Source organism: Streptomyces sp. ADMS (assembly GCF_033441795.1).
Taxonomy (GTDB): domain Bacteria; phylum Actinomycetota; class Actinomycetes; order Streptomycetales; family Streptomycetaceae; genus Streptomyces.
The window spans coordinates 1-19,948 of record NZ_JAVFVX010000124.1 but is presented as its reverse complement, the minus strand read 5'-3'; the positions used below and the strand labels follow the sequence as shown (position 1 = coordinate 19,948).

Sequence of the window (19,948 nt, the reverse complement as noted above, 5' to 3'; positions counted from 1 at the left end):
ACCTTCCTGCTCCGAACCCGTCAGCTAACCCGGTAGGCGAGAAGGAAGGAAAGGAGCACGCCCACGTGGCGTCAAACCCGCCTGCCCCAGAGGCCCCCTCCGTGCCGAGTCAGCGCAGTAGCGAGACCGAGGCCGGGAAGATCCCGACCTTCGGATTCGGCGGACACCGCACCGACGAGGGCCCCTGGGAGGAGTGGAATCCCACCGCGGACTCCACCCGTCCTGTTCGCGGACGCCACCGCGTCAGCAAGCAGCGTGGCGGAGGACTCGCCCGCAGCTCCACCGTTCTGGGCGTCGGCGTCATAGCCGCCGTCGGCGGGGCCGGCATGGCCAGCGCGCAGACCGGCAAGCCGCCGGTGTCCATCTCCATCCCCGACCTGCCCTCCGTCGGCTCGCCCTTCGCGGGCGACGACGCGGACGACGAGCCACAGGGCTCCGCCACCGCGCTCAGCAGCGTCGGCGTGACGTCCGAGGAGACCGAGCAGGGCACCAGCGACGCGGGCGAAGCCCTGCGCGCCCGCATCATCCTCCAGGCCGAGCAGCAGAAGGACCAGGCCGAGGCCAAGATCCAGCAGGCCGCCGAGGACGCCGCCGCGAAGAAGGCGGCCGCCGAAGCCGCCAAGGTGAAGCGCGAGGCCGCCGCGAAGGCCGCCGCAGAGAAGAAGGAAGCCGCGGAGGCGGCGGCGGCGAAGCTGGAGGCCGCGCGTCTCGCCGAGCTCGCCAAGCAGTACACGCTGCCGACCTCCTCGTACACGATCACCTCGTCGTTCGGCCAGGCCGGCTCGCTGTGGTCCTCCGGCTACCACACCGGCCTCGACTTCGCCGCGCCCACCGGCACGCCGCTCAAGGCGGTCCACACGGGCACGATCACCGAGGCGGGCTGGAGCGGCTCGTACGGCTACCGCACGATCCTCACCCTCGAGGACGGCACCGAGATCTGGTACGCCCACCAGTCGTCGATCAACGTCAGCGTCGGCCAGAAGGTCAACACGGGTGACGTGATCGGCCGCGTCGGCGCCACCGGCAACGTCACCGGGGCCCACCTCCACCTGGAGGTGCACACCAGCAGCTCCGACACCGCCGGCATCGACCCGATGGCGTGGCTGAGGAGCATGGGCCTGAACCCGTAGGCCTGAAGGTCCACAGGCCCGTAGTACGTACGTTTCCTGGCCTCCGGCAGTTCTGACGATCCCCCCCCGACGTCAGGGCTGCCGGTCAGGCGTTCACGGGCTGTTCGCGGGGCGCGCGCAAGCCCGGATCATCGGCGGCGCGGCTCCGACGGGCTACGAGCGGTACGGGTTGTACGCCGGGTACGGGTCGTAGGCGGGGCGGTGGTGGCCGTACGAGGAGTACGGCGTCGCCGGTCCGTACGTCTGGCCGTACCCCTGCTGTCCGTACGGCGGCCAGATGACCGGCGGTACGGGAACCGGAACCGGTGCCGTGGCGCGTGCCGCGTGGTCCAGGGCCGGCCGGGCCACCGCCCTGCGCTGCCACAGCTCGCCCAGCAGCTCCTGCTCCCGGACGACGAAGTCGGCGCCCGCGCGGCCGAGGCGCCCCCGGTGGCGCAGGAACGCGAGTGAGGTGGCGTACGCCTCGTACTGCGCCACGGAACGGGCCGCGGGCCTGCCCAGATGGCGGCGGGCGTACCCGCGGGCCAGGCGGCGGGCGCGCATCGAGCCCAGGGCGTACGGCTCGGCCGGGGCCAGCCAGCCGGCCATCGCGTACGCCGGCAACTCGGCGCGCACGGTACGCAGTTCGCGCTGGCGGGTCCAGATGACCAGCCAGGTCAGCAACCCGAACGCGGGCACCATGAACGCGGCGTACACCGCGAAGAACCCGTACTCCCCGAAGGCCGACGAGCCGTTCCAGAGGGCGTGCATGCCCATCGCGAGCAACAGCCCGGACAGCGGCAGCAGCACCTTGCGGACGTGGCGGCGCTCGCCCGACAGCGCGGAGAGCCCGAAACCGATGCCGGTGAGGACTGTGAACAGGGGGTGCGCGAACGGCGACATGACGACGCGTACGAAGAAGGTCGCCGCGGTGACCGAGGCGATACCGGTGTCTCCGGTGAGCTGGTCGGTGCCGAAGGCGGTGCCCAGATAGAGGATGTTCTCGGTGAAGGCGAAGCCGGTGGCGGTGACTCCGGCGATGACGACCCCGTCGACGATCCCGGTGAAGTCGCGCCGCCGGAAGAGGTAGATGAGCAGTACGGCGGCTGCCTTCGCGGACTCCTCGACGACGGGCGCTATGACCGTGGCCCCGAGGGTGTCCGCGCTGGACGGGTCGGCGGTGGCGGTAGCTATCCATCTGGTCGCGAAGCTGTTGGCGACGATCGCTATCAGGGCCGCCGCGCAGGCGCCCCAGGCGAAGGAGAAGAGCAGGTTGCGCCAGGGCCCCGGCTCGACCCGGTCCAGCCACCGGAACGCGGTGACGAGCAACGGCACGGGCAGTACGGCGAGCCCGAGCCCGACCAGGAACCCCTCGGTGCCGGTCTGTTCGCGGACAAGGGCGAGGATGACGAGCCCGGAGAGCGCGAGGAGGCTGGTCAGGGCGCCGTAACGCACCCAGTTCCGCTGCCACCAGTGAGCGTGCCGCAGCGCCCCGCCGGCGGGACCCTCGGTGGGGCCGCTGGGGTGCGTCGGGTACGGGGGAAAGGTGGCCACGGCATTGACCCTAACGAGGGAGGGACGCGGCCCGCGAAGGTGCGGGAGGATACGGGGTGCTCTACCGGTGCTCTACGGGTGCTGTACGCGGCGGAACAGCAGGTCGTTCACAACGTGACCCTTCTCAAGTCCCTGGCCCTCGAAACGGGTCAGCGGCCGGAACTCCGGACGTGGCGCATAACCGCCCCCCGGCTGGGTGTTCTCGAACGCCGGGTGCGCGTCCAGCACTTCGAGCATCTGCTCGGCGTACGGCTCCCAGTCGGTCGCGCAGTGCACGATCGCGCCGGGGCGCAGCCGTCCGGCGACGAGATCGAGGAACTCGGCCTGGATCAGCCGCCGCTTGTGGTGCCGCTTCTTGGGCCAGGGGTCCGGGAAGTAGACGCGCAGGCCGTCGAGGGAGTCCGGGGTGAGCATCTCGCGGAGCAGGATGATGGCGTCCCCGTTGGCGACGCGGATGTTGGTCAGTCCCTGCTGGTCGGCGAGGTTGAGCAGGTTGCCCTGGCCCGGGGTGTGCACGTCGACGGCGAGGATGTTGGTACGGGGGGCGTCGGCAGCCATCCTGGCGGTGGCCTCCCCCATCCCGAAGCCGATCTCGAGTACGACGGGCAGGCCGTCCCCGAACAGCTCGCCGAGCCGGAGATCGCGCCCGTCGATGTCGAGCCCCCACTTGGGCCACAGCCGCCGCAGTGCGTCACCCTGCCCGGCGGTGACCCGGCTGCGCCGGGGCTGAAAGCTCCTGATCCGCCGCTCGAAGTGAGACCCGGCGGGATCGGCCTGCGGCCCACCGGGAAACCGGGGCGTCCCCTGGGCCCGGACGGGAGCGGGGGGCGGCTCGGGGGAGGGGGCGGAGTCAAGGAAGTCAGACACAGTGCCGTCGATTTTACCGCCGCGGCGACGCACGCATCCCGCCCCGCCCGGTGTCTCCCCACGCACCCACCCGTACTGCTTCTCCGGCCGAGGCCGAGGCACATCCGACTCGTCCGGCGTCTGACGGCCGAGGCCGATGCCGCCCAGACCGTGTATCCCACCCCACCACGCGCCTGTTTGCCGCTTCGGTTCGGTTCGGGTGCATGCTCCGGAGTCTGTCGGGTGTTGGCAGGCTGGGTCGCTCGGCGTTGCTTCCCGCCACCCACGCGCCTGTTTGCCGCTTCGGTTCGGCTCGGGTTCAGGCACCGGAGCTCGTCGGGTGTTGGGAGGCCGGGTCGCTCAGCGTTCCTTCCCACCTGCCCCCGCCCCTTCTGCAGCACACGCGGTACCCATCTGGCGCCGGCCCGCATCTCCAGCTCGTCTGGGGGTACCCCCTCTGGGGGAGCTTGAGGACGAGGCCGGTTCAGGGCCGTAGGGGGGGGTCTGGGGGCGCAGCCCCCAGGTTCGGGATGGGACGGGTAAGGGCGGCGGGGGCGAAAGAACCCTCGCCTCACCCACCCAGCACACCCAACGCCCGCCGAGCCACCTCCCTCCCGATCGGCAGCGAAGCGGTCGCCGCAGGCGACGGCGCGTTCAGCACATGCACCGCCCTCGCCCCCTCCCGGATGAGGAAGTCGTCCACCAGCGTCCCGTCCCGCAGCACCGCCTGCGCCCGCACCCCCGCCGCCGCAGGCACCAGATCCCCGTCCGACACCACCGGCAACAACCTCCGCACCGCCCGCGCGAACGCCGCCCTGGACACCGACCGCCGCAGCTCCCCACCCCCGTACCGCCAGTGCCGCGCGGCTATCCGCCATGTCCCGGGCCACGCCACCGTCGCCCCCAGCTCCCGCATCCGCACGGTCCCCCACCCGTACCCCTCCCGGGCCAGCGCCGGCACGGCATTGGGCCCGATGTGGACGCTCCCGTCGATCCCCCGGGTGAGATGCACCCCGAGGAACGGAAACGCCGGATCCGGTACCGGATACACCAGCCCCCGCACCAGCTCCGGGCGCGCCAGCGTGAAGTACTCGCCCCGGAACGGCACGATCCGCATCCCGGGATCGTCGCCGGTCAGCCTGGCCACCTCGTCGCAGTACAGCCCGGCGCAGTTGACCAGCACCCGCCCCCGTACGACCTCGCCGCCCCCCGGCCCCGCCGTCCGCACGGCCACCCCCAGTTCGGGCCGCCGGTCGACGCGGACGACCTCGGCCCCGTACCGGATCTCCGCCCCCGAGGACTCGGCCAGCTGCCGGGCGACCGCCACGTAGTCGCAGATCCCCGTCGTCCCCACGTGTATGCCGGCGAGGCCCTGGACCTCCGGCTCGTACTCCCCGATCTGGGTGGGGCCCAGTTCCCGCACCGGAATGCCGTTCTCGCGGCCGCGCTGGACGAGGGCGTGCAGCCGTGGCAGTTCGTCCCGCTCCGTGGCGACTATCAGCTTGCCGGTGACGGCGTGCGCGATGCCGTACTCCGCGCAGAACTTGACCATCTCGGCGGCGCCCCGCACCGCGTACCGCGCCTTGAGCGACCCGGGACGGTAGTAGATCCCGCTGTGGATCACCCCGCTGTTGCGCCCCGTCTGATGCCGCGCGGGCCCCGACTCCTTCTCCAGCACCGTCACCCGCGTACCCGGCGCGGCACGCGTGATCGCATACGCCGTCGACAGACCGACGATCCCTCCGCCGATCACCAGCACGTCACAGTCGTATGTGATCCCGCGTTTCAGCTCCACCGTGCTCCACCTCCCGCTTTCGATAGTGCACTGCGCCACTGACAGTCACTTCAAACGCAGGACGTGCAGGACGTACAGAAGTGCATGGACGTGCAGGATGCGGGGAACCGTTATGCCGGGGTCATCAGCAAAGGCCTGGCACGCTCCCGCAACTCCACCACCCGTGGTTCGTCCCCGTACGGCTCCAGCCGGTGCAGAAGATCCTTCACGTACTCGGTGGTGCGTGCCGAGGAGATGCGCCCCGCGACCTCCACCGCCCGTACGCCCTGCTCGCATGCCGCGTCGAGGTTGCCCGACTCGAGCTCGGCGACCGCCGAGACGACCAGCCGCAGCCCGTGCGAGCGCACGAACTCCTCCGTCGGCTTCGACAGTGCCTGCTCCGTGAAACGGCGGACCTGACGCGGCGCCTTCAGATCGCGGTAGCACTCGGCGGCGTCGGCGGCGAAACGGTCGTACCCGTAGAAGCCGAGCCAGGACGGGTCGTTGTCGCCGTCGCGGGCCCGCTCCAGCCAGCCCTCCGCGGAGCGCAGCGCAGCACCGGCCGCGTGGGCGTCACTGGCGCGCGCGTGGGCCCTTGCCTCGACCAGCCGGAAGAAACTCATCGTGCGCGCCGTCGCGAGGCCCCGGTTGCGCTCCAGGGCGGCCTGGGCGAGGTCGACGCCCTCGTCGCCGAAGCCCCGGTAGGTCGCCTGCAACGACATAGAGGCCAGTACGTACCCCCCGAGGGGCACATCCGCCGCCGCCCGCGCGAGCCGCAGCGCCTGGATGTAGTACCGCTGGGCGGCCTCCTGTTGACCCGTGTCGAAGGCCATCCACCCGGCCAGGCGCGTGAGTTCGGCGGACGCGCCGAACAGCGCGCGGCCCACCTCGTCCGAGTACGACCCCAGCAACAGGGGCGCCGCCTCCACCCTTAAGCACTCGGGCACCATCGACGAACGCCAGTCGCCGCCGCCGTACTTGGAGTCCCAGCGCCTGGCGTCCTCCGCGGCCTCCCGCAGTTTCAGCACATCGCTGTGGCCGACTTTCAGCGGTGCCGCGGAGCCCTCGGAGGGGTTCGCGTCGCGTGCCACCGAGCTGTCGGCCGGGGTTATCAGCCACCGTGAGGCGGGCGTTGCGTATGCGCTCACTGCGAACGATCCGGCGAGCGACTGCCAGATGCCGCCGGAGCCGGCGCGGCGGCCCGCGAGGTCGAGGCGGTAGAGGTCGGTGGCCGAGCGCACCGCCTGTCCGACGTCCCTGGGGAAGGCGAGGCCCACCTCGGGTGCGGGATCCGCGTCCGCCAGGCCGATCTCGTGGAGCGGCACCGGGCGGCCGAGCTTCTGGCCGATGGCGGCCGCGATGAGGTGCGGCGCGGCGCCCTGCGGCACCATGCCCTTCGACACCCAGCGCGCCACCGACGTCTTGTCGTAGCGAAGAGTCAACCCGCGTTGTGCGCCAAGGTCGTTGACGCGACGCGCGAGTCCTGCGTTGCTGATTCCCGCGAGGGCGAGAACGGCGCCGAGTTTGTCGTTCGGCCCGCGTTGCTCCCTGGACATGCGCCACCCCTCGACACAGACGGCTGCCGCGCTGGCATAGCCACGCGGCATTCGTAAACCCAGCGTAGTTCGCCGCATCCCAAGCGTTAAGGGGCATTGTTCCGGATGGCGGGATTGTGGTCCGTACGGAAGTTCTGGGGATGTACGCACCGTTGCGACGTGCCCCCGCTGTGTGGCCGTGCGCCTGTCCGTGCGCTCTTCTCCGGCCATGGCGGGAGCGCTTCCATGGATCCTGCGTGGGTCGGCCCGCTGTACTGGATCCAGTGGGCTGGGGGACACCGCCGCCTACATCCCCGCGGGCGGCGGACCGGTCCGGGAGGCGAACTCCGCCTCCCGGACTGTGCGTGGGCGCTGCGCTCCGCAAAGCCTGTACGGAGCGTGCGCAAGCCTGCCCCCGCTTCGCCAACTTGGCCGAAAACAGACCCCGTCTTTCCGGGTCGATTACCCCTCCCACCATGGAAATTGAGGGCGCGCGGGGAGTTTTGGGGGAGTGTAACGGGGGCGCATTCAGGTCGCAGTCGCACGGTGAACTCCCTGATCCGAACATCGGAACTCCCTTCGCCTGTGCTGATTCCCGTACCGATCTGCGTACCGATCTGCGTGCCGATGTGCCGCCGATCCTGCGCGGGATACCCGCCTCCAGGTCCACCGAACTTCGCCGAAGTCCCTTGTTGCGCGCGTGCGTTCGGGACCGGGCGGGCATCTTCCAGGGGGTGCACGGGAGTTCTCAGGGGCGCACTTCGGGGAGCGCGAGCGGCTCCGTCGTCCCTCCGGAGCGCCTCCTTCATGGCAGCATGGTGCCGAGTTCGTACGGTGCACTGGTTGTCCACAGCCTGTGGAGGCGTCGATGCGGTGGTTGGTGGGATGGAGCAGCACCGCAGCTGTGGGCGCAGGAACCGCCCCTGCCGGCGGGTACGCGGCCGACGGCGCCGGAGTCGGGGGCGGCTACTCGGCGGGTGCGACCGGCCCTGACGGCGAGACGGTTCACCCGGTCGGCTCCCAACTCCTCTGGGGAGACCCCGATCCGCTCTGGGCGGTCGGCGACTGGCGCCCCGACGAGGTGCGCGTCGTGAGCGCCGACGCACAGACGCGCATCGCGGTCCTGGGTATCTGCGGAGCCACCGACGAACAGCTGCGGGTTGCCCTGTTCGCCGCCCGCGGAGGGGCACTTCGCCATCTGACGGCCTGGCCGGGGAGCTACACGGCGATCGTCCAGGTCGGGCGCCGGCTCATGGTCTGCGGCGATCTGGCGGGCGCGCGCCCGGTGTTCCACACCCCGTGGGCGGGCGGCACGGCCTACGCGACGGCGGCCCTCCCGCTCGCCGACCTGATCGAGGCGAACCTCGACTTCGGCCACCTCGCCGCCCTCCTCGCGGCCCCCGACGTACCGGCGGCGCTGCACGACTCGACCCCTTACGACGGCGTGCGGCGCATTCCGCCCGGGCATGCGCTGATCCTGCGCGCCGGGGCACGTGAGATCGCCGGGTACGAGCCGGTCGCCTCCATCGCGGTCGCCGCTGCCTCCGTGGACCCCGACAGCGCGGTGGACGGCGTACGGGACGCGCTGGTGGAGGCGGTACGTGCCCGGCTGTCCGCCCCTCGCCATGTGCCCGACGCCAACATGGACCCCGGGCCGGTGCCCGGGATGGGCCCCGCGGAACGCCGGGCGGCGCGCGGAATGCCCGTACCCGGGATAGGGGCCGACCTGTCCGGCGGCCCGGCCTCGGGCACCCTCGCGCTCCTGGCGGCCGGCCTTCCGGGCATGCCGGGGACGCTGCTGGGGCACGGCACGGGCGCGGGGGAGCGGCTGGTGGCGGTGACGTTCAACGACCTGGCGGTGGGCGGGCGGGAGGCGGAACTGGCGAGGGCGGGGACCCTGGCGGCGAACCCGCGCCTGCACCACGTGGTGGTGACGGGCGGCGAGGACGTCCTTCCGTACGCCGACCTGGAGGGCCCGCTGACCGACGAGCCGGGCCCGAGCCTGGTGACGGCGGCCAGGCACCGGGCGCGGCTGGCATCGGGCAGCGCGGACCACTTCACCGGCTACGGTGCCCGGCAGGTGCTGGACGCCCACCCCGCCCGCCTCGCCGACCTCCTGATGGACCGCAAACGACGCCACCTGGTCCGCCCGGTGGCGGCGCTCGCGAAGGCCGACGGCTCGGTGATGGTCACGGTCCCCGCGCGCGTGTACGGCGCCGCCCGCAGGCTCGCCCGTACGCCCTACCGGGCCGGCGTCGAGCATCTCGCCGACCGCCTGATGCAGCGCCGTTTCGACGAGCCCGGGGGTGCGGTGGGGGCCTCGCTGGCCGCGCTCACCTGGGCCAGACCCGGCCCGGCCGCGCGCTGGCTGACCGGTGAGGCGCTGGCTGAAGTATCGGTTCGCCTGAACTGGGGGACGGATCGGGCGGGTGCCGGCGTCGGCCCCGGCCAACGCCCCGGGGACTTCCGCGCGCGTGCGGCGCTGGCCCGCCAGGCGGCGGACGTACGGGTCCTGGAACAGGCCGCGGAGATCCGCTTCCAGCGTCTCCACACCCCCTTCCTGGACAACCAGGTGGTGAGAGCGTGCCGAGCCCTCCCGGAGGCCCTGCGCGTCAAACCCGGTGCCCGGGCATCCATCCTCCGTACGGTCCTGGAAGGCGCCGGCGTCGCGGATCTGCCCCCCGGCTGGGGTGCGCCGTCGCACGCGTCGGCGGCCGCGGCGTCGCGGACGGGGCTGCGGGTGTCGGTGGAGTCGTTGATCACCCTGTTCGACACGCCGTTGCTCGCGGAGGCGGGTCTGGTGGAGGCGAGAGTGGTCCGCAAGGCCCTGCGAGGCGCCGCGGAAGGCGAACCCCTCCCCCTGGACGGCCTTGCGGACCTGGTCTCCCTGGAGGTATGGCTACGCCGCCTGCTCTCCCGCCGAGGCACCTGCTGGACCGGAACCCCGGCCCGCCAACGAGCGGTGCCGGCGGGAATCACCCCCCAGAGGGGAGCGCTGGGAGCAGGCGCGGGCGCGCCCCGGGGCTGACGCCTGGACACCACTTCTCCGGCCCAGGTCCAGGCGCGTGCGACCCGCCCGGTGCCTGACAGCGAGGTCGATGCCGCCCGAACCGTGTCTCCCACCCGCCCACCGGTCTCGGCCCGTTTGCCAGGCAGCCTCGAAGCCCTTGCCCGACCGTCCTGGGTTGGGGGGGCGAGGCCTGCTCGGCCTCAGCTGCTTTCGGGCCCGCCCGGCTCCGCCGTCACAGCCACACCCCGCCACCGTCACCCCGTCAGCGGCACATGAACCTTGACTCCGCCCAGTCCGCGAGTGCCACCGTGTCGAACGGCGAGTGAGGCTCCACGACCAGGCGGATCGATTTGCGCCCGGTGAGGTCGACGTGGACGGGTACGGCTTCCTGACCGCCCTGGATCAGCTCGGACCGCCACACGCGCTCCCCGTCGGCGAACACGGAGAAGCGGACCTGGCCGAGGCCCAGCGTCATGTCGTCGACACCGACCATGGCGTCGTACGAGGCGCACTCGCGGTTGAGATCGATGGTGACCGAGGACTGCCCGTGGACGGTCACCCCGTGCTCGTACCGCTGGTCCGCGATCGACACCCCCCACCGCTGCCACACCCAGCTGCTCTCGCCGAGCCGCATCTCGGGCCTGGTGCCGTCGCCGAAGACGCCGTACTCCAGCTCGTTCCACTGGTAGTCGGCCGGGGCGGGCGGCGGCGGGGGAGGAGGCGGCGGCGTCGGGGTGGGCGTGGGCGTCGGGGTCGGACTGGGTGCCGGAGTCGGCGTGGGGCTCGGGGTGGGAGTGGGCGTGGGCGTGGGCGTCGGGGACGGGGACGGGGACGGCGTCGGTGTGGAGGACGGCGCAGGGGTGGGCACGGACGCCGGCGCCAGAGCCTGCGACGTCGGCTCGGGGTCCCGCTCGGGGGGCGTCGGGCTCGGCGTCGGCGTCGGGGCCTCCGACTGCATCACCGGCGCGGACGGATGCGGCTGAGCCACAGGCTTCTCCGTGACGTCGTCGCCGGCCAGCGCGAACACCACCGCGGCGATCCCGACGGCGACCACTCCCGCCGCGATCCCCGCCTTCACCGGCGCGCCCAGCCCCTCCGAGGCCACCGCGCCGCCCCCGGCCCCGCCGGACGACGAGCCGCTCGCCGCGGCCGCCGCGCCGCCGACGCCCACCGCACCCGCTCCGGCGCCCCCGGCGACCAGCGCGGCCACCTTGGCGTACCCGGCGGCGCCGAACCAGCCGATGACCGCGATCGGTACGACGGCGGGGATGCCGCTCGCGACTTCCTTGATCTGGCCCGCGGCCAGCCGGCACCTGGCGCACTCCTCCAGGTGCTTGCGCAGCCCCCGTTCGGCCCGGGTGCGCAGACCACCGCGGGCGTAGGCGCCGAGCCGGTCGGCGTAGCGGGAGCACTCCTCGTCGGTGACGAGGGTGGCGCTGACGTGGGCCTGGAGGTAGGCCTGCTTGAGCCCTTCGCGGGCCCTGCTGGCGAGCACGCGCGTGCCGTTGGCGTCGAGCCCGAAGAGGGTGGCGACCTCGCTCGGCGACTCGTCCTCGACCTCGGTGTGCCACAGCACGGCCTGCCACCGCTCGGGGAGCGACCGGAACGCCTGCATGGCCATGGACCGCTCGGCCTCGTGCATCGCGCGTACGTCGGCGCCCAGGTCCAGCGTGTCGTTGTCGGCGGACATCTCGGAGCCGCGGGCGGCCTGCGCCGCGAACGCCGCGAAGTCGTCGACCAGTTGCTCACGCTTCGCCGACGTCGTCCAGTTCGCGGCGACGCGGCGGACCGTGGTGAGCAGATAGGCGCGTACGGCGTACTCGGGGCCGGAGCCGCCGCGCACCGCCTGGAGCATACGGGCGAAGACCTCGGCGGTGAGGTCGTCAGCGGTGTGCCCGTCCCGGCAGCAGGTGCGCGCGTACCGGCGTACGGCGTCGGCGTGGCGCCGGTACAGCTCCTCGTACGCGGTGTCGTCGCCCGAGCGCATCCGGCCGATCAGGTCGGTGTCGGACGGCGGCAGCTCGATGGGCGGCGGCAGCACACTGTCCGAACGGGGCGGCAGCAGGCTGCCCCCGCGCTGCGCGGGGACGCTGCCCTCCATCGGGTCGTCGAGGTACTCCGGGTACTCGCCACCGGGTCCGCCCTGATTCGGAACCTGCGGAGAGGTCAGCCCGCCGCCGGCCTCAGGGGCGCCGTCACCGAGTGACTCGTCCCGCCCGTCAACGCTCATCGCGGAAAGCCCCCGCCGCTGGCACAGCCGACTGCACATCGAGTCCCGAACACCGGGTCAGAGTGCCATATTGGCTTTTGTTCAGGACCCCCGGAACGAACCAACCACTCGTCCGTGGGGACTTCCCGCAATGAGGTACTGGCGTTCACCCGAACGGAGAAAGCACGACCGACACGAACGTGGACGTCACAGGGGCCGCGACCGCAGTCCCTCCAGCAGGATGTCCAGCAGCCGCGAAGAGGCCGCCGCCTGCTGCGCAGCGTCCGGCAGCGAGGGTGCCGCCGTCGCGATCACCAGCAGTACGTCCGACACCGACACGTCCGGCCGCAGTGCGCCCGCCTCGCGCGCCCGCTCCACGAGCCGGCCCACCACGTCGAGCAGCGCCACGGCGCCGGCGTCGTCAGCCGGCGCGGACGACACGGCATCGTCGGACACCAGCCGCAGTTCCCCGACACCGGCGCCCGTCGGCTGGGTCCGCTGCTGCGGCACCCGGGTCTCCTCGAAGCCGACGTCGTCGGAGGCGTCGTCGGCGACACCGACCCGCAGTATCTGCGGCGGCAGCAGCCGTCCGGCCCCCGAGGCCACCGACGTCCGCAGGAAGCGCGAAAGCGCCGACCACGGCTCGTCCTCCTGCCCGAGCGCCGCACGAGCCTGGTCGGTCAGCCGGGAGGTCTCCTCCTCGGCTATCCGCCGGACCAGGACGTCCTTGCTCGGGAAGCGCCGGTACACCGTGCCGACACCCACCCGCGCCCGCCGCGCCACGTCCTCCATCGGCGCGCCGTAACCCAGCTCGCCGAAGACCTCCCGTGCCGCACGCAGTACGTGTTCCAGATTGCGCTGTGCGTCCACACGCAGCGGCGCCGTACGCGATCCCTCACCGCGTCCGTTGCCTGCCGCCGCGCTGACCGGTCCGCCAGGTGCAAGGGCGGACGCGGATGACCAACGAGAATCCTGAATGTGCATAATGTTCCCCCGGTAATGACGTCTCCCCCCGGAGACTCCCCGCCATTGGCAGCCGGAGCGCACGGAACCAGCACTGAACACGGGCCCACCCGTCGTGGAGCGGACCCGAAAGAGCGCATCCCCCTACACCCCGTCGACCTACGAACATAGTTGAGCGAGGGTCAATTCAGAAGGGGCACGTTCCGCACAGGGTGCCGCCCGATCGGAGTACGTGTCGTATACGTCACGGTTGCACCCCCTCCTGTCACCCCGCTCACACCCGCTGACCTGCGGTCATGCCCTGCACGCCGACGATTCGGGCAACGTTGCGGATCACCGCCCGCTGGGCACACAAATTGTCGGGCCTGTGGACAAACGCCAGCGCTGGGTGCGTCATGGGATGGTGAAGGAACGTGCGCGCATTCTCGTTGTCGGCGGCGGCTACGTCGGTATGTACACGGCCCTGTGCCTCCAGCGGAAGCTCCAGCAGGAGCTGAAACGGGGCCAGGTCGACATCACTGTCGTCACCCCGAACCCGTACATGACCTATCAGCCGTTCCTCCCCGAGGCGGCAGCGGGCAACATCTCGCCCCGCCACGTCGTCGTACCGCTGCGCCGAGTACTCGACCGGTGTCGGATCGTCGTCGGCGAGGTGACGGCGATCGACCACGCCAAACGCACCGCGACCGCCACCACCCTCGCCACCACGGAAGAGGGAACGGGCGCGCAGCAGCTGACCTACGACGAACTCGTCCTCGCCCCGGGCTCGGTCTCGCGCACCCTTCCGATCCCCGGCCTCGCCGAGCACGCCATCGGCTTCAAGACGGTCGAGGAGGCCATCGGCCTGCGCAACCACGTCATCGAACAGATGGACATCGCCTCCTCCACCCGTGACCACGCGATCCGGGACGCGGCCCTGACCTTCGTCTTCGTGGGCGGCGGCTACGCCGGTGTGGAGGCGCTCGCCGAGCTGGAGGACATGGCCCGCTACGCCGCGCGGTACTACCACAACGTCCAGCCCGAGGACATGAAGTGGATCCTCGTCGAGGCTTCGGGCCGCATCCTTCCCGAGGTCGGCGAGGAGATGGGCAAGTACACGGTCACCCAGCTGCGCCGCCGCAACATCGACGTACGTCTGGAGACCCGCCTCGACTCCTGCGCGGACCGGATCGCCGTCCTCAGCGACGGCGCCCGCTTCCCCACCCGTACGGTCGTGTGGACCGCCGGCGTCAAACCCCACCCCCTCCTCGCCGCCACCGACCTCCCCCTGAACGAGCGCGGACGCCTGAAGTGCACCGCCGAGCTGCGGATCGACGGCACCACGCACGCGTGGGCCGCGGGAGACGCCGCCGCCGTCCCCGACGTCACCGCCGCGGAACCCGGCAAGGAGACGGCCCCCAACGCCCAGCACGCGGTACGCCAGGCCAAGGTCCTCGGCGACAACGTCGTCCGCTCCCTGCGGGGCGAACCGCTCGAAACGTACTCCCACAAGTACGTCGGTTCAGTAGCCTCCCTGGGACTCCACAGGGGCGTCGCACACATCTACGGGCGCAAACTGAAGGGCTACCCTGCCTGGTTCATGCACCGCGTCTACCACCTGAGCCGCGTGCCCACCTTCAACCGCAAGGCCCGGGTGCTCGCCGAATGGATCCTGTCGGGACTCTTCAAAAGGGAGATCGTCTCCCTCGGTTCGCTCGAACATCCCCGTGCGGAGTTCGAACTCGCGGCCGGCGGGAAGCCTTCTCAGGCTCCGAACCAGGACCCGAAGGGGTCGTCCTGACCGGATTCCGGAACTCCACCGACCCGGCCGGCGTCTGAAGGATGTCGGCCCGGTCGGCCACACTGTCAGACTGGCTCCACATCCTCGCTGCACGCCCTTCTCTCTTCTCTATCCACGAGGCTTTCCGTAAGTGCTGTATCTCCCGGGGGACACCCCCCGTACCTCCGGCCGACCCGCTGCTGGCCTGTGCCGACAAACACGAGGCAATGATTCGTGAACTTCACGCGCTGGAGCGCCCGACTTCCCGGAACGCAGCGCCGCGCCGCAGCGCGGACCGATCACACGATCACTCCGGACCGGCTGCCGGACCGACTGGGCGAGAGCTCCGGCTCCGGCCCCGGCTCCGTACCTGCCGCCCGCGCCGAGCGGCTCGCCGACGGGGCGCCCTGTCTTCCCACGGTCGACGACCTGCCCACCCGAGAGGTCCTCGACCGCATCCCGGCCCTGGTGGCCCTCGTCCACGGTCCCGAACACCGCATCGCGTACGTCAACGACACCTATGTGGCGGCCTTCGGCGTACGCCCCGAGGGAGCCCCCGCCCGCGACGCGGCCCCCGAACTCGACGAACTGGGCCTGCTGCCCCTCCTGGACCAGGTCCTGCGCAGCTCCAAGCCCCGCACGCTCAAGTCCCGCAAGGCGCACAGCGGACGCTCGTACACGATCACGTGCACCCCGGTCGACGTAAGGGCCACTCCCGAAGGGAGTGGCGGCGTCCTCATCTTCGCCGCCGACGTCACCGACCACGCCGAGGCCGCCGAACGCCTGCGCGCCAGCGAACGCAGCCAGCGCGAAACCGCGGTGACCCTCCAGCGCTCCCTCCTCCCCCAGGAACTGGAGGAACCGGACGACCTCCGAGTCGCCGCCACCTACCACCCCGGCGGCACCGAAGCGGCGGTGGGCGGCGACTGGTACGACGTCATCACCCTGGGCGGAGGGCGCACAGCCCTCGTCATCGGCGACGTCATGGGCCGAGGAGTCCGGGCAGCGGCGGTCATGGGCCAGCTCCGCACGGCGGTCCGCGCGTACGCACGCCTGGACCTCCCCCCGCACGAGGTGCTCCAGCTCCTCGACGGCCTCGCCACGGAGATCGACGCCAACCAGATCGCCACCTGCGTGTACGCCGTCCACGACCCGAACGAGGGCAAGCTCGTGTACGCCTCCGCGGGCCACCTCCCGATCCTGATCCGCGACGAGAGCGGCGTCGTCCAGCGGGCCGACGAACCCACGGGCCCACCGCTCGGCACCGGCGACTGGATGCACGCCTCGGGCTCGATCCCGCTGACCCCGGGCTCCACGGCGGTCCTCTACACCGACGGCCTGGTGGAACGCCGTAACGAGGACCTGGACGAGGGCATCGCCGCTCTGGAGCGAGCCCTGTCGGGTGCCACGGGCAGCCCTCAGGTCGTCTGCGACCGTCTGGTCCGCTCGGCGGGTGTCACGGCGGACCACGACGACGACGTTGCGGTACTGGTCCTCCAGCACCCGGCCCGCACCGGCCCTGACAGCGACCTGTTCCGCAACGCGGCCCTGGAACTCCTGGGCGGCATCGAGGCGGCCCCACGCGCGCGTGCGTTCGCCTCCGGTGTACTGACGAGCTGGCGATTCCCCACCGAACTGCACGACGTGGGCGTGCTGGCGGCCAGCGAACTCGTCGCGAACTCCCTCCAGCACGGCACACCCCCGATGCGCCTGAGCCTGCGCCGCACCGACCGCCGCCTCATCGTCGAGGTGACGGACGGCGACGACCACCTCCCCCTGCGCCGCACCGCGGAGCCCGGTGACGAATCGGGCCGGGGCATCGCCATCGTCGCGGCGATCGCCACCAGCTGGGGTTCACGACGGACACCGGGGGGCGGGAAGGCGGTGTGGTGCGAGTTCGTGCTGCCGGGGGTCAAGTGACCGAGCCCCGTCCGGCGTTCGGGGGCACGGCCGTTCGGGCCGACAAACGGGGGCCTGGGGGCGGCAGCCCCCAGGGAGGCCCCGCGCGTCCCCTGGTCGAACCCGCGACCGCCTGCTAGTAGCTCCTGCATGGCAGATCCCACAGGTTTCCCCCTCAAAGACAAAGCCGCCCACGACACCACGGAGCACTACGAGCGCTACAGCGCCCCGTTGATGGCGCCCTTCGTCACCGCGGTCATCGAGGCCGCCAACCTCTTCCCGGGCGCCCAGGTCCTCGACCTGGCCTGCGGCACCGGCTTCGTCGCCCGCGCGGCCGCTGCCCAGGTCGGCCCCACGGGCCACGTGGCCGCCGTCGACCTCCTGGAGGACATGCTCAGGACCGCCGCCCGCCACGCACCCCGGATGTACCCGGACATCGAGTTCACCCTGGCGTCGGCCGACAAACTCCCGTACCCGGACGGATCGTTCGACGCGGTCGTGTGCCAACAGGGCCTCCAGCTCTTCCCCGACCTGGAAGCCGCACTCACCGAAGCGGCCCGCGTCACCCGGCCGGGTGGCCGCTTCGCAGCCACGGCCTGGACCCCACCCGCGGACCGCTCCCCCTACTTCGCCGCCCAGCTCAAGGCGGTCACCGACCACGGCACCCCGGAGGCGGAGGCACGTTTCGCCGCCTCCCTCTCCTGCCCCGCCGACCGTCTCACCGCCGCCCTGACCGCCGCCGGCTTCCACGACATCACGACCCGCGAGGTCACCTTCGCCATCGCCTTCCAGGATTTCGCGGACTTCGCCGCCGGCCACCTCGCGGCCGTCCCCTGGGGCCAGTCGATCGAGGAAACGGGCGGCCCGGCCCGCTTCACCGAGGCAGCGGAAACGATCCGCGGCGCCCTGGCCCCCCACACGGCCCCCGACGGCTCGGCGACCCTCTCCTTCACCTCGACCCTGGCCACAGCCACCCGCTGAAAGAGGACGCCCCCGACAGTGCCTACTACTACGTAGTAGGCACTACGGACTCCACCGGAGTCCCACCCTGCGCGACCACCCGACTCCGCCGCGCCAGAGACGGCTGATTCTGTACGGGGGTCAGCAGCCGTCCCAGCCGTACGGCAAGGACGCTGATCCCCAGCGAGAACACCAGGAACATCACGATGTACGGCCCGTGCAGCGAGGCCCCCAACGGCCCGCCCACCGCCGGCCCCACGGCCAGCGCGAGCTGTTTCACCAGGGCGAACGCCGAGTTGTACTGCCCCGCCAGCCCGGCCGGCGCCAGATCGGCCACCAGCGGCGCGACGGTCGGCGACAGCATTGCCTCCCCGAGCCCGAACAGCGCGTACGTCGACACGAACGCGGCGGTCGCCATGGCCTGGCTGCCGTGCCCCAGCCCCGCGTACCCGGCCACGCCCCACGCGACGGCCCAGAGGATCCCCACGGCCGCGATCACCCGGGACCGCTTCTGCCGCTCGACGAACCTGAGCACCGCGAACTGCGCCACCACGATCACCGCGGTGTTCGCCGCCAGCGCCGAACCGAGCGTGGACGTCGAAATCCCCGCCGCCTCGACCCCGTACGCGCTCAGCCCCGACTCGAACTGTCCGTAACAGGCGAAGAACAGCACGAAGCCCAGCACACACAGCTGCACCATCGCCCGGTTCTCCAGCAAATGCTTCCAACTGCCCTTCTCCCGAGCAGGGGCACCCTCGATCCTCGCCGAACGAGGCATCCGTACGGTCGTCATGATCACGGCGAGCAGCAGGAACATCGCCGCCTCGATGGCGAACAGCAGGGTGAACGACCCGACCCGGCTCGTGTCCACGAGATGCCCGCCGATGAGCCCCCCGACGCCGAGCCCGAGGTTCTGCAGAAAGAACTGGGTGGCGAAGGCCCGCGACCGCGTCTCCGCCGACGAGAAGTCCACGATCATCGTCGCGAGCGCCGGCTGCATCACGGCCTGCCCGGCCCCCAGCGCCACAGCGGCAAGGAGTACGGCGGTCGCGTTGGCGGCGAGCCCGAGGCCCAGCGCGCCGACCGCGGCGGTGACCAGGGCGACCAGCAGCACCGGCAGTGGGCCGCGCCGGACGATCGCCCGCCCGGCGAACGGCAGCGCGACCAGCGCGGCCACGGCGAAGACGGCCAGCACGAGACCCGCCGTCATGGCTCCCAGTCCCCGTACCTGCGCCACATAGACGTAGAGATAGGGGACGGTGAAGCCGAGCCCGAACGCGCTGAGTGCGTTGCCCACATGGATCCGGCGCATCGCTGCGCCCATCGCCCTGGTCACTTTCACCTGCCTTGATCGTGAAGTCGTACGCCTACCGAAGAAGTTAGATCTGAAGACTTCGAAGCTAAAGTTAAGGCTTGAACGGTACACCTTGAAGGACTTCGACACCAAGCGCGCACATGGGACACTGCACCCATGGGTGACACCCCCGCCGCCGGCGAACCGACGCTCGACGAGCAGATCGCCGCTTACCAGCGCGAGTTCAGAGACCTGGACCCCCAGGTCGAGAAGATCGTCTCGGCCCTGGGCCGGCTCAACCGCCGTATGAACGTCGCGTACGGCCGCCAGACCGCCACGCTCGGCATCAGCAACGCCGAGTGGGAGGTACTCAAGGCGCTGGTGCTGTCCGGTGCCCCGTACCGCATGGGCCCGAGCGACCTCGCCAAGCGGCTGGGCCTGACGCCGGCCGCGATGACCCACCGGATCGACCGCATGGTGACGGAGGGTCTGGCCACCAGGGAGCGTGACGAGTCCAACCGTGTCCGCGTGATCGTGGAGCTGACGGACGAGGGTCGCGAAAAGTGGCTGGAGGCGATGCGTCTGGCCACGGTCTTCGAGGAGGACCTCCTCCAGGACCTCTCCCAGGACGAACGCGCGAGGCTCGGCGACGTGCTCACCCGCCTCCTGCGCCGCGTGGAGCACGCCCAGCCGGACGCCGGCGGGCGACTCAGCGACCTCGACTAAAGATCTTGACAGGAGTGGGCAGTGGATGGCAGGCGATGCTTGACATCCCCCTCCCCGATCCGTAAAGTTCTTCGGGTTGCCACGGGGCTGTAACGGTTCTGCGGCAGCACCTCCGCCGCAGCAGCGGCAAACCAAACCACAGAACGATCTCCCAGCCGGGTTGCTTTCGGTGTGCCCGAATTCAATTCGAATGGGGCTCGGTGGAGCTCAGCGACCCGATTGGGAATCGCCGAGAGGATCCGCTAAGGTTTGAGACGTCGGAACGGCCCAACGGCCGGGAAGGCGAGCCCCGCTGACTGGGAATCAGGCC

General features: G+C 71.4%; 13 protein-coding genes and 1 riboswitch. Of the genes, 6 read left to right on the top strand and 7 right to left on the bottom strand.

The window, feature by feature from the left end:
- Positions 1–54: riboswitch (cyclic di-AMP (ydaO/yuaA leader) on the top strand. This riboswitch is flagged as partial in the annotation.
- Positions 55–65: 11 nt separating this feature from the next.
- Positions 66–1,130 carry a M23 family metallopeptidase gene (locus RB628_RS34195; protein WP_318324517.1) on the top strand — a complete coding sequence of 355 codons (1,065 nt, stop codon included), beginning with the start codon at positions 66–68 and terminating at the stop codon, positions 1,128–1,130.
- A gap of 153 nt (positions 1,131–1,283) precedes the next feature.
- On the opposite strand, the gene RB628_RS34190 is transcribed toward RB628_RS34195, so the two are convergent.
- The 4 genes from RB628_RS34190 to RB628_RS34175 all read right to left on the bottom strand — a co-directional run bounded on the left by RB628_RS34190 (position 1,284) and on the right by RB628_RS34175 (position 6,839).
- Positions 1,284–2,663 carry a PrsW family intramembrane metalloprotease gene (locus RB628_RS34190; RefSeq protein ID WP_318324516.1) on the bottom strand — a complete coding sequence of 460 codons (1,380 nt, stop codon included), beginning with the start codon at positions 2,661–2,663 and terminating at the stop codon, positions 1,284–1,286.
- Between the two features lie 72 nt (positions 2,664–2,735).
- Positions 2,736–3,530, bottom strand: coding sequence for a tRNA (guanosine(46)-N7)-methyltransferase TrmB (gene trmB, locus RB628_RS34185; protein ID WP_318324515.1), 795 nt, complete (start codon positions 3,528–3,530; stop codon positions 2,736–2,738).
- A 550-nt stretch (positions 3,531–4,080) separates the two neighbouring features.
- A complete protein-coding gene (lhgO, locus tag RB628_RS34180) occupies positions 4,081–5,304 on the bottom strand; it encodes an L-2-hydroxyglutarate oxidase (RefSeq protein ID WP_318324514.1) in 1,224 nt (407 codons plus the stop codon).
- 110 nt (positions 5,305–5,414) lie between these two features.
- Positions 5,415–6,839 carry an MFS transporter gene (locus RB628_RS34175; RefSeq protein WP_318324513.1) on the bottom strand — a complete coding sequence of 475 codons (1,425 nt, stop codon included), beginning with the start codon at positions 6,837–6,839 and terminating at the stop codon, positions 5,415–5,417.
- A gap of 847 nt (positions 6,840–7,686) precedes the next feature.
- Between RB628_RS34175 and RB628_RS34170 the strand changes: the two genes are divergently transcribed.
- Positions 7,687–9,846: an asparagine synthase-related protein gene (locus RB628_RS34170; RefSeq protein WP_318324512.1), complete on the top strand. Its 2,160-nt coding sequence runs from the start codon at positions 7,687–7,689 to the stop codon at positions 9,844–9,846.
- A gap of 244 nt (positions 9,847–10,090) precedes the next feature.
- Here RB628_RS34170 and RB628_RS34165 read toward each other — a convergent pair whose 3' ends face one another.
- Positions 10,091–12,058, bottom strand: coding sequence for a sigma-70 family RNA polymerase sigma factor (locus RB628_RS34165; RefSeq protein ID WP_318324511.1), 1,968 nt, complete (start codon positions 12,056–12,058; stop codon positions 10,091–10,093).
- Positions 12,059–12,244: 186 nt separating this feature from the next.
- Positions 12,245–13,021: a TetR family transcriptional regulator gene (locus tag RB628_RS34160; RefSeq protein WP_318324510.1), complete on the bottom strand. Its 777-nt coding sequence runs from the start codon at positions 13,019–13,021 to the stop codon at positions 12,245–12,247.
- A gap of 379 nt (positions 13,022–13,400) precedes the next feature.
- On the opposite strand from RB628_RS34160, the gene RB628_RS34155 reads away from it, so the two are divergent.
- The 3 genes from RB628_RS34155 to RB628_RS34145 all read left to right on the top strand — a co-directional run bounded on the left by RB628_RS34155 (position 13,401) and on the right by RB628_RS34145 (position 17,639).
- Entirely contained in the window at positions 13,401–14,780 is a 1,380-nt protein-coding gene (locus tag RB628_RS34155) for an NAD(P)/FAD-dependent oxidoreductase (RefSeq protein ID WP_318324509.1), read from the top strand.
- 213 nt (positions 14,781–14,993) lie between these two features.
- Complete coding sequence (locus tag RB628_RS34150; RefSeq protein ID WP_318324508.1) at positions 14,994–16,679, top strand: SpoIIE family protein phosphatase; 1,686 nt, start codon at positions 14,994–14,996, stop codon at positions 16,677–16,679.
- Positions 16,680–16,808: 129 nt separating this feature from the next.
- Positions 16,809–17,639 carry a class I SAM-dependent methyltransferase gene (locus RB628_RS34145; RefSeq protein WP_318324507.1) on the top strand — a complete coding sequence of 277 codons (831 nt, stop codon included), beginning with the start codon at positions 16,809–16,811 and terminating at the stop codon, positions 17,637–17,639.
- A 28-nt stretch (positions 17,640–17,667) separates the two neighbouring features.
- On the opposite strand, the gene RB628_RS34140 is transcribed toward RB628_RS34145, so the two are convergent.
- Positions 17,668–18,942, bottom strand: coding sequence for an MFS transporter (locus RB628_RS34140; protein ID WP_318324506.1), 1,275 nt, complete (start codon positions 18,940–18,942; stop codon positions 17,668–17,670).
- Between the two features lie 147 nt (positions 18,943–19,089).
- On the opposite strand from RB628_RS34140, the gene RB628_RS34135 reads away from it, so the two are divergent.
- Positions 19,090–19,638: a MarR family transcriptional regulator gene (locus tag RB628_RS34135; protein ID WP_318324505.1), complete on the top strand. Its 549-nt coding sequence runs from the start codon at positions 19,090–19,092 to the stop codon at positions 19,636–19,638.
- Positions 19,639–19,948: the final 310 nt, after the last annotated feature.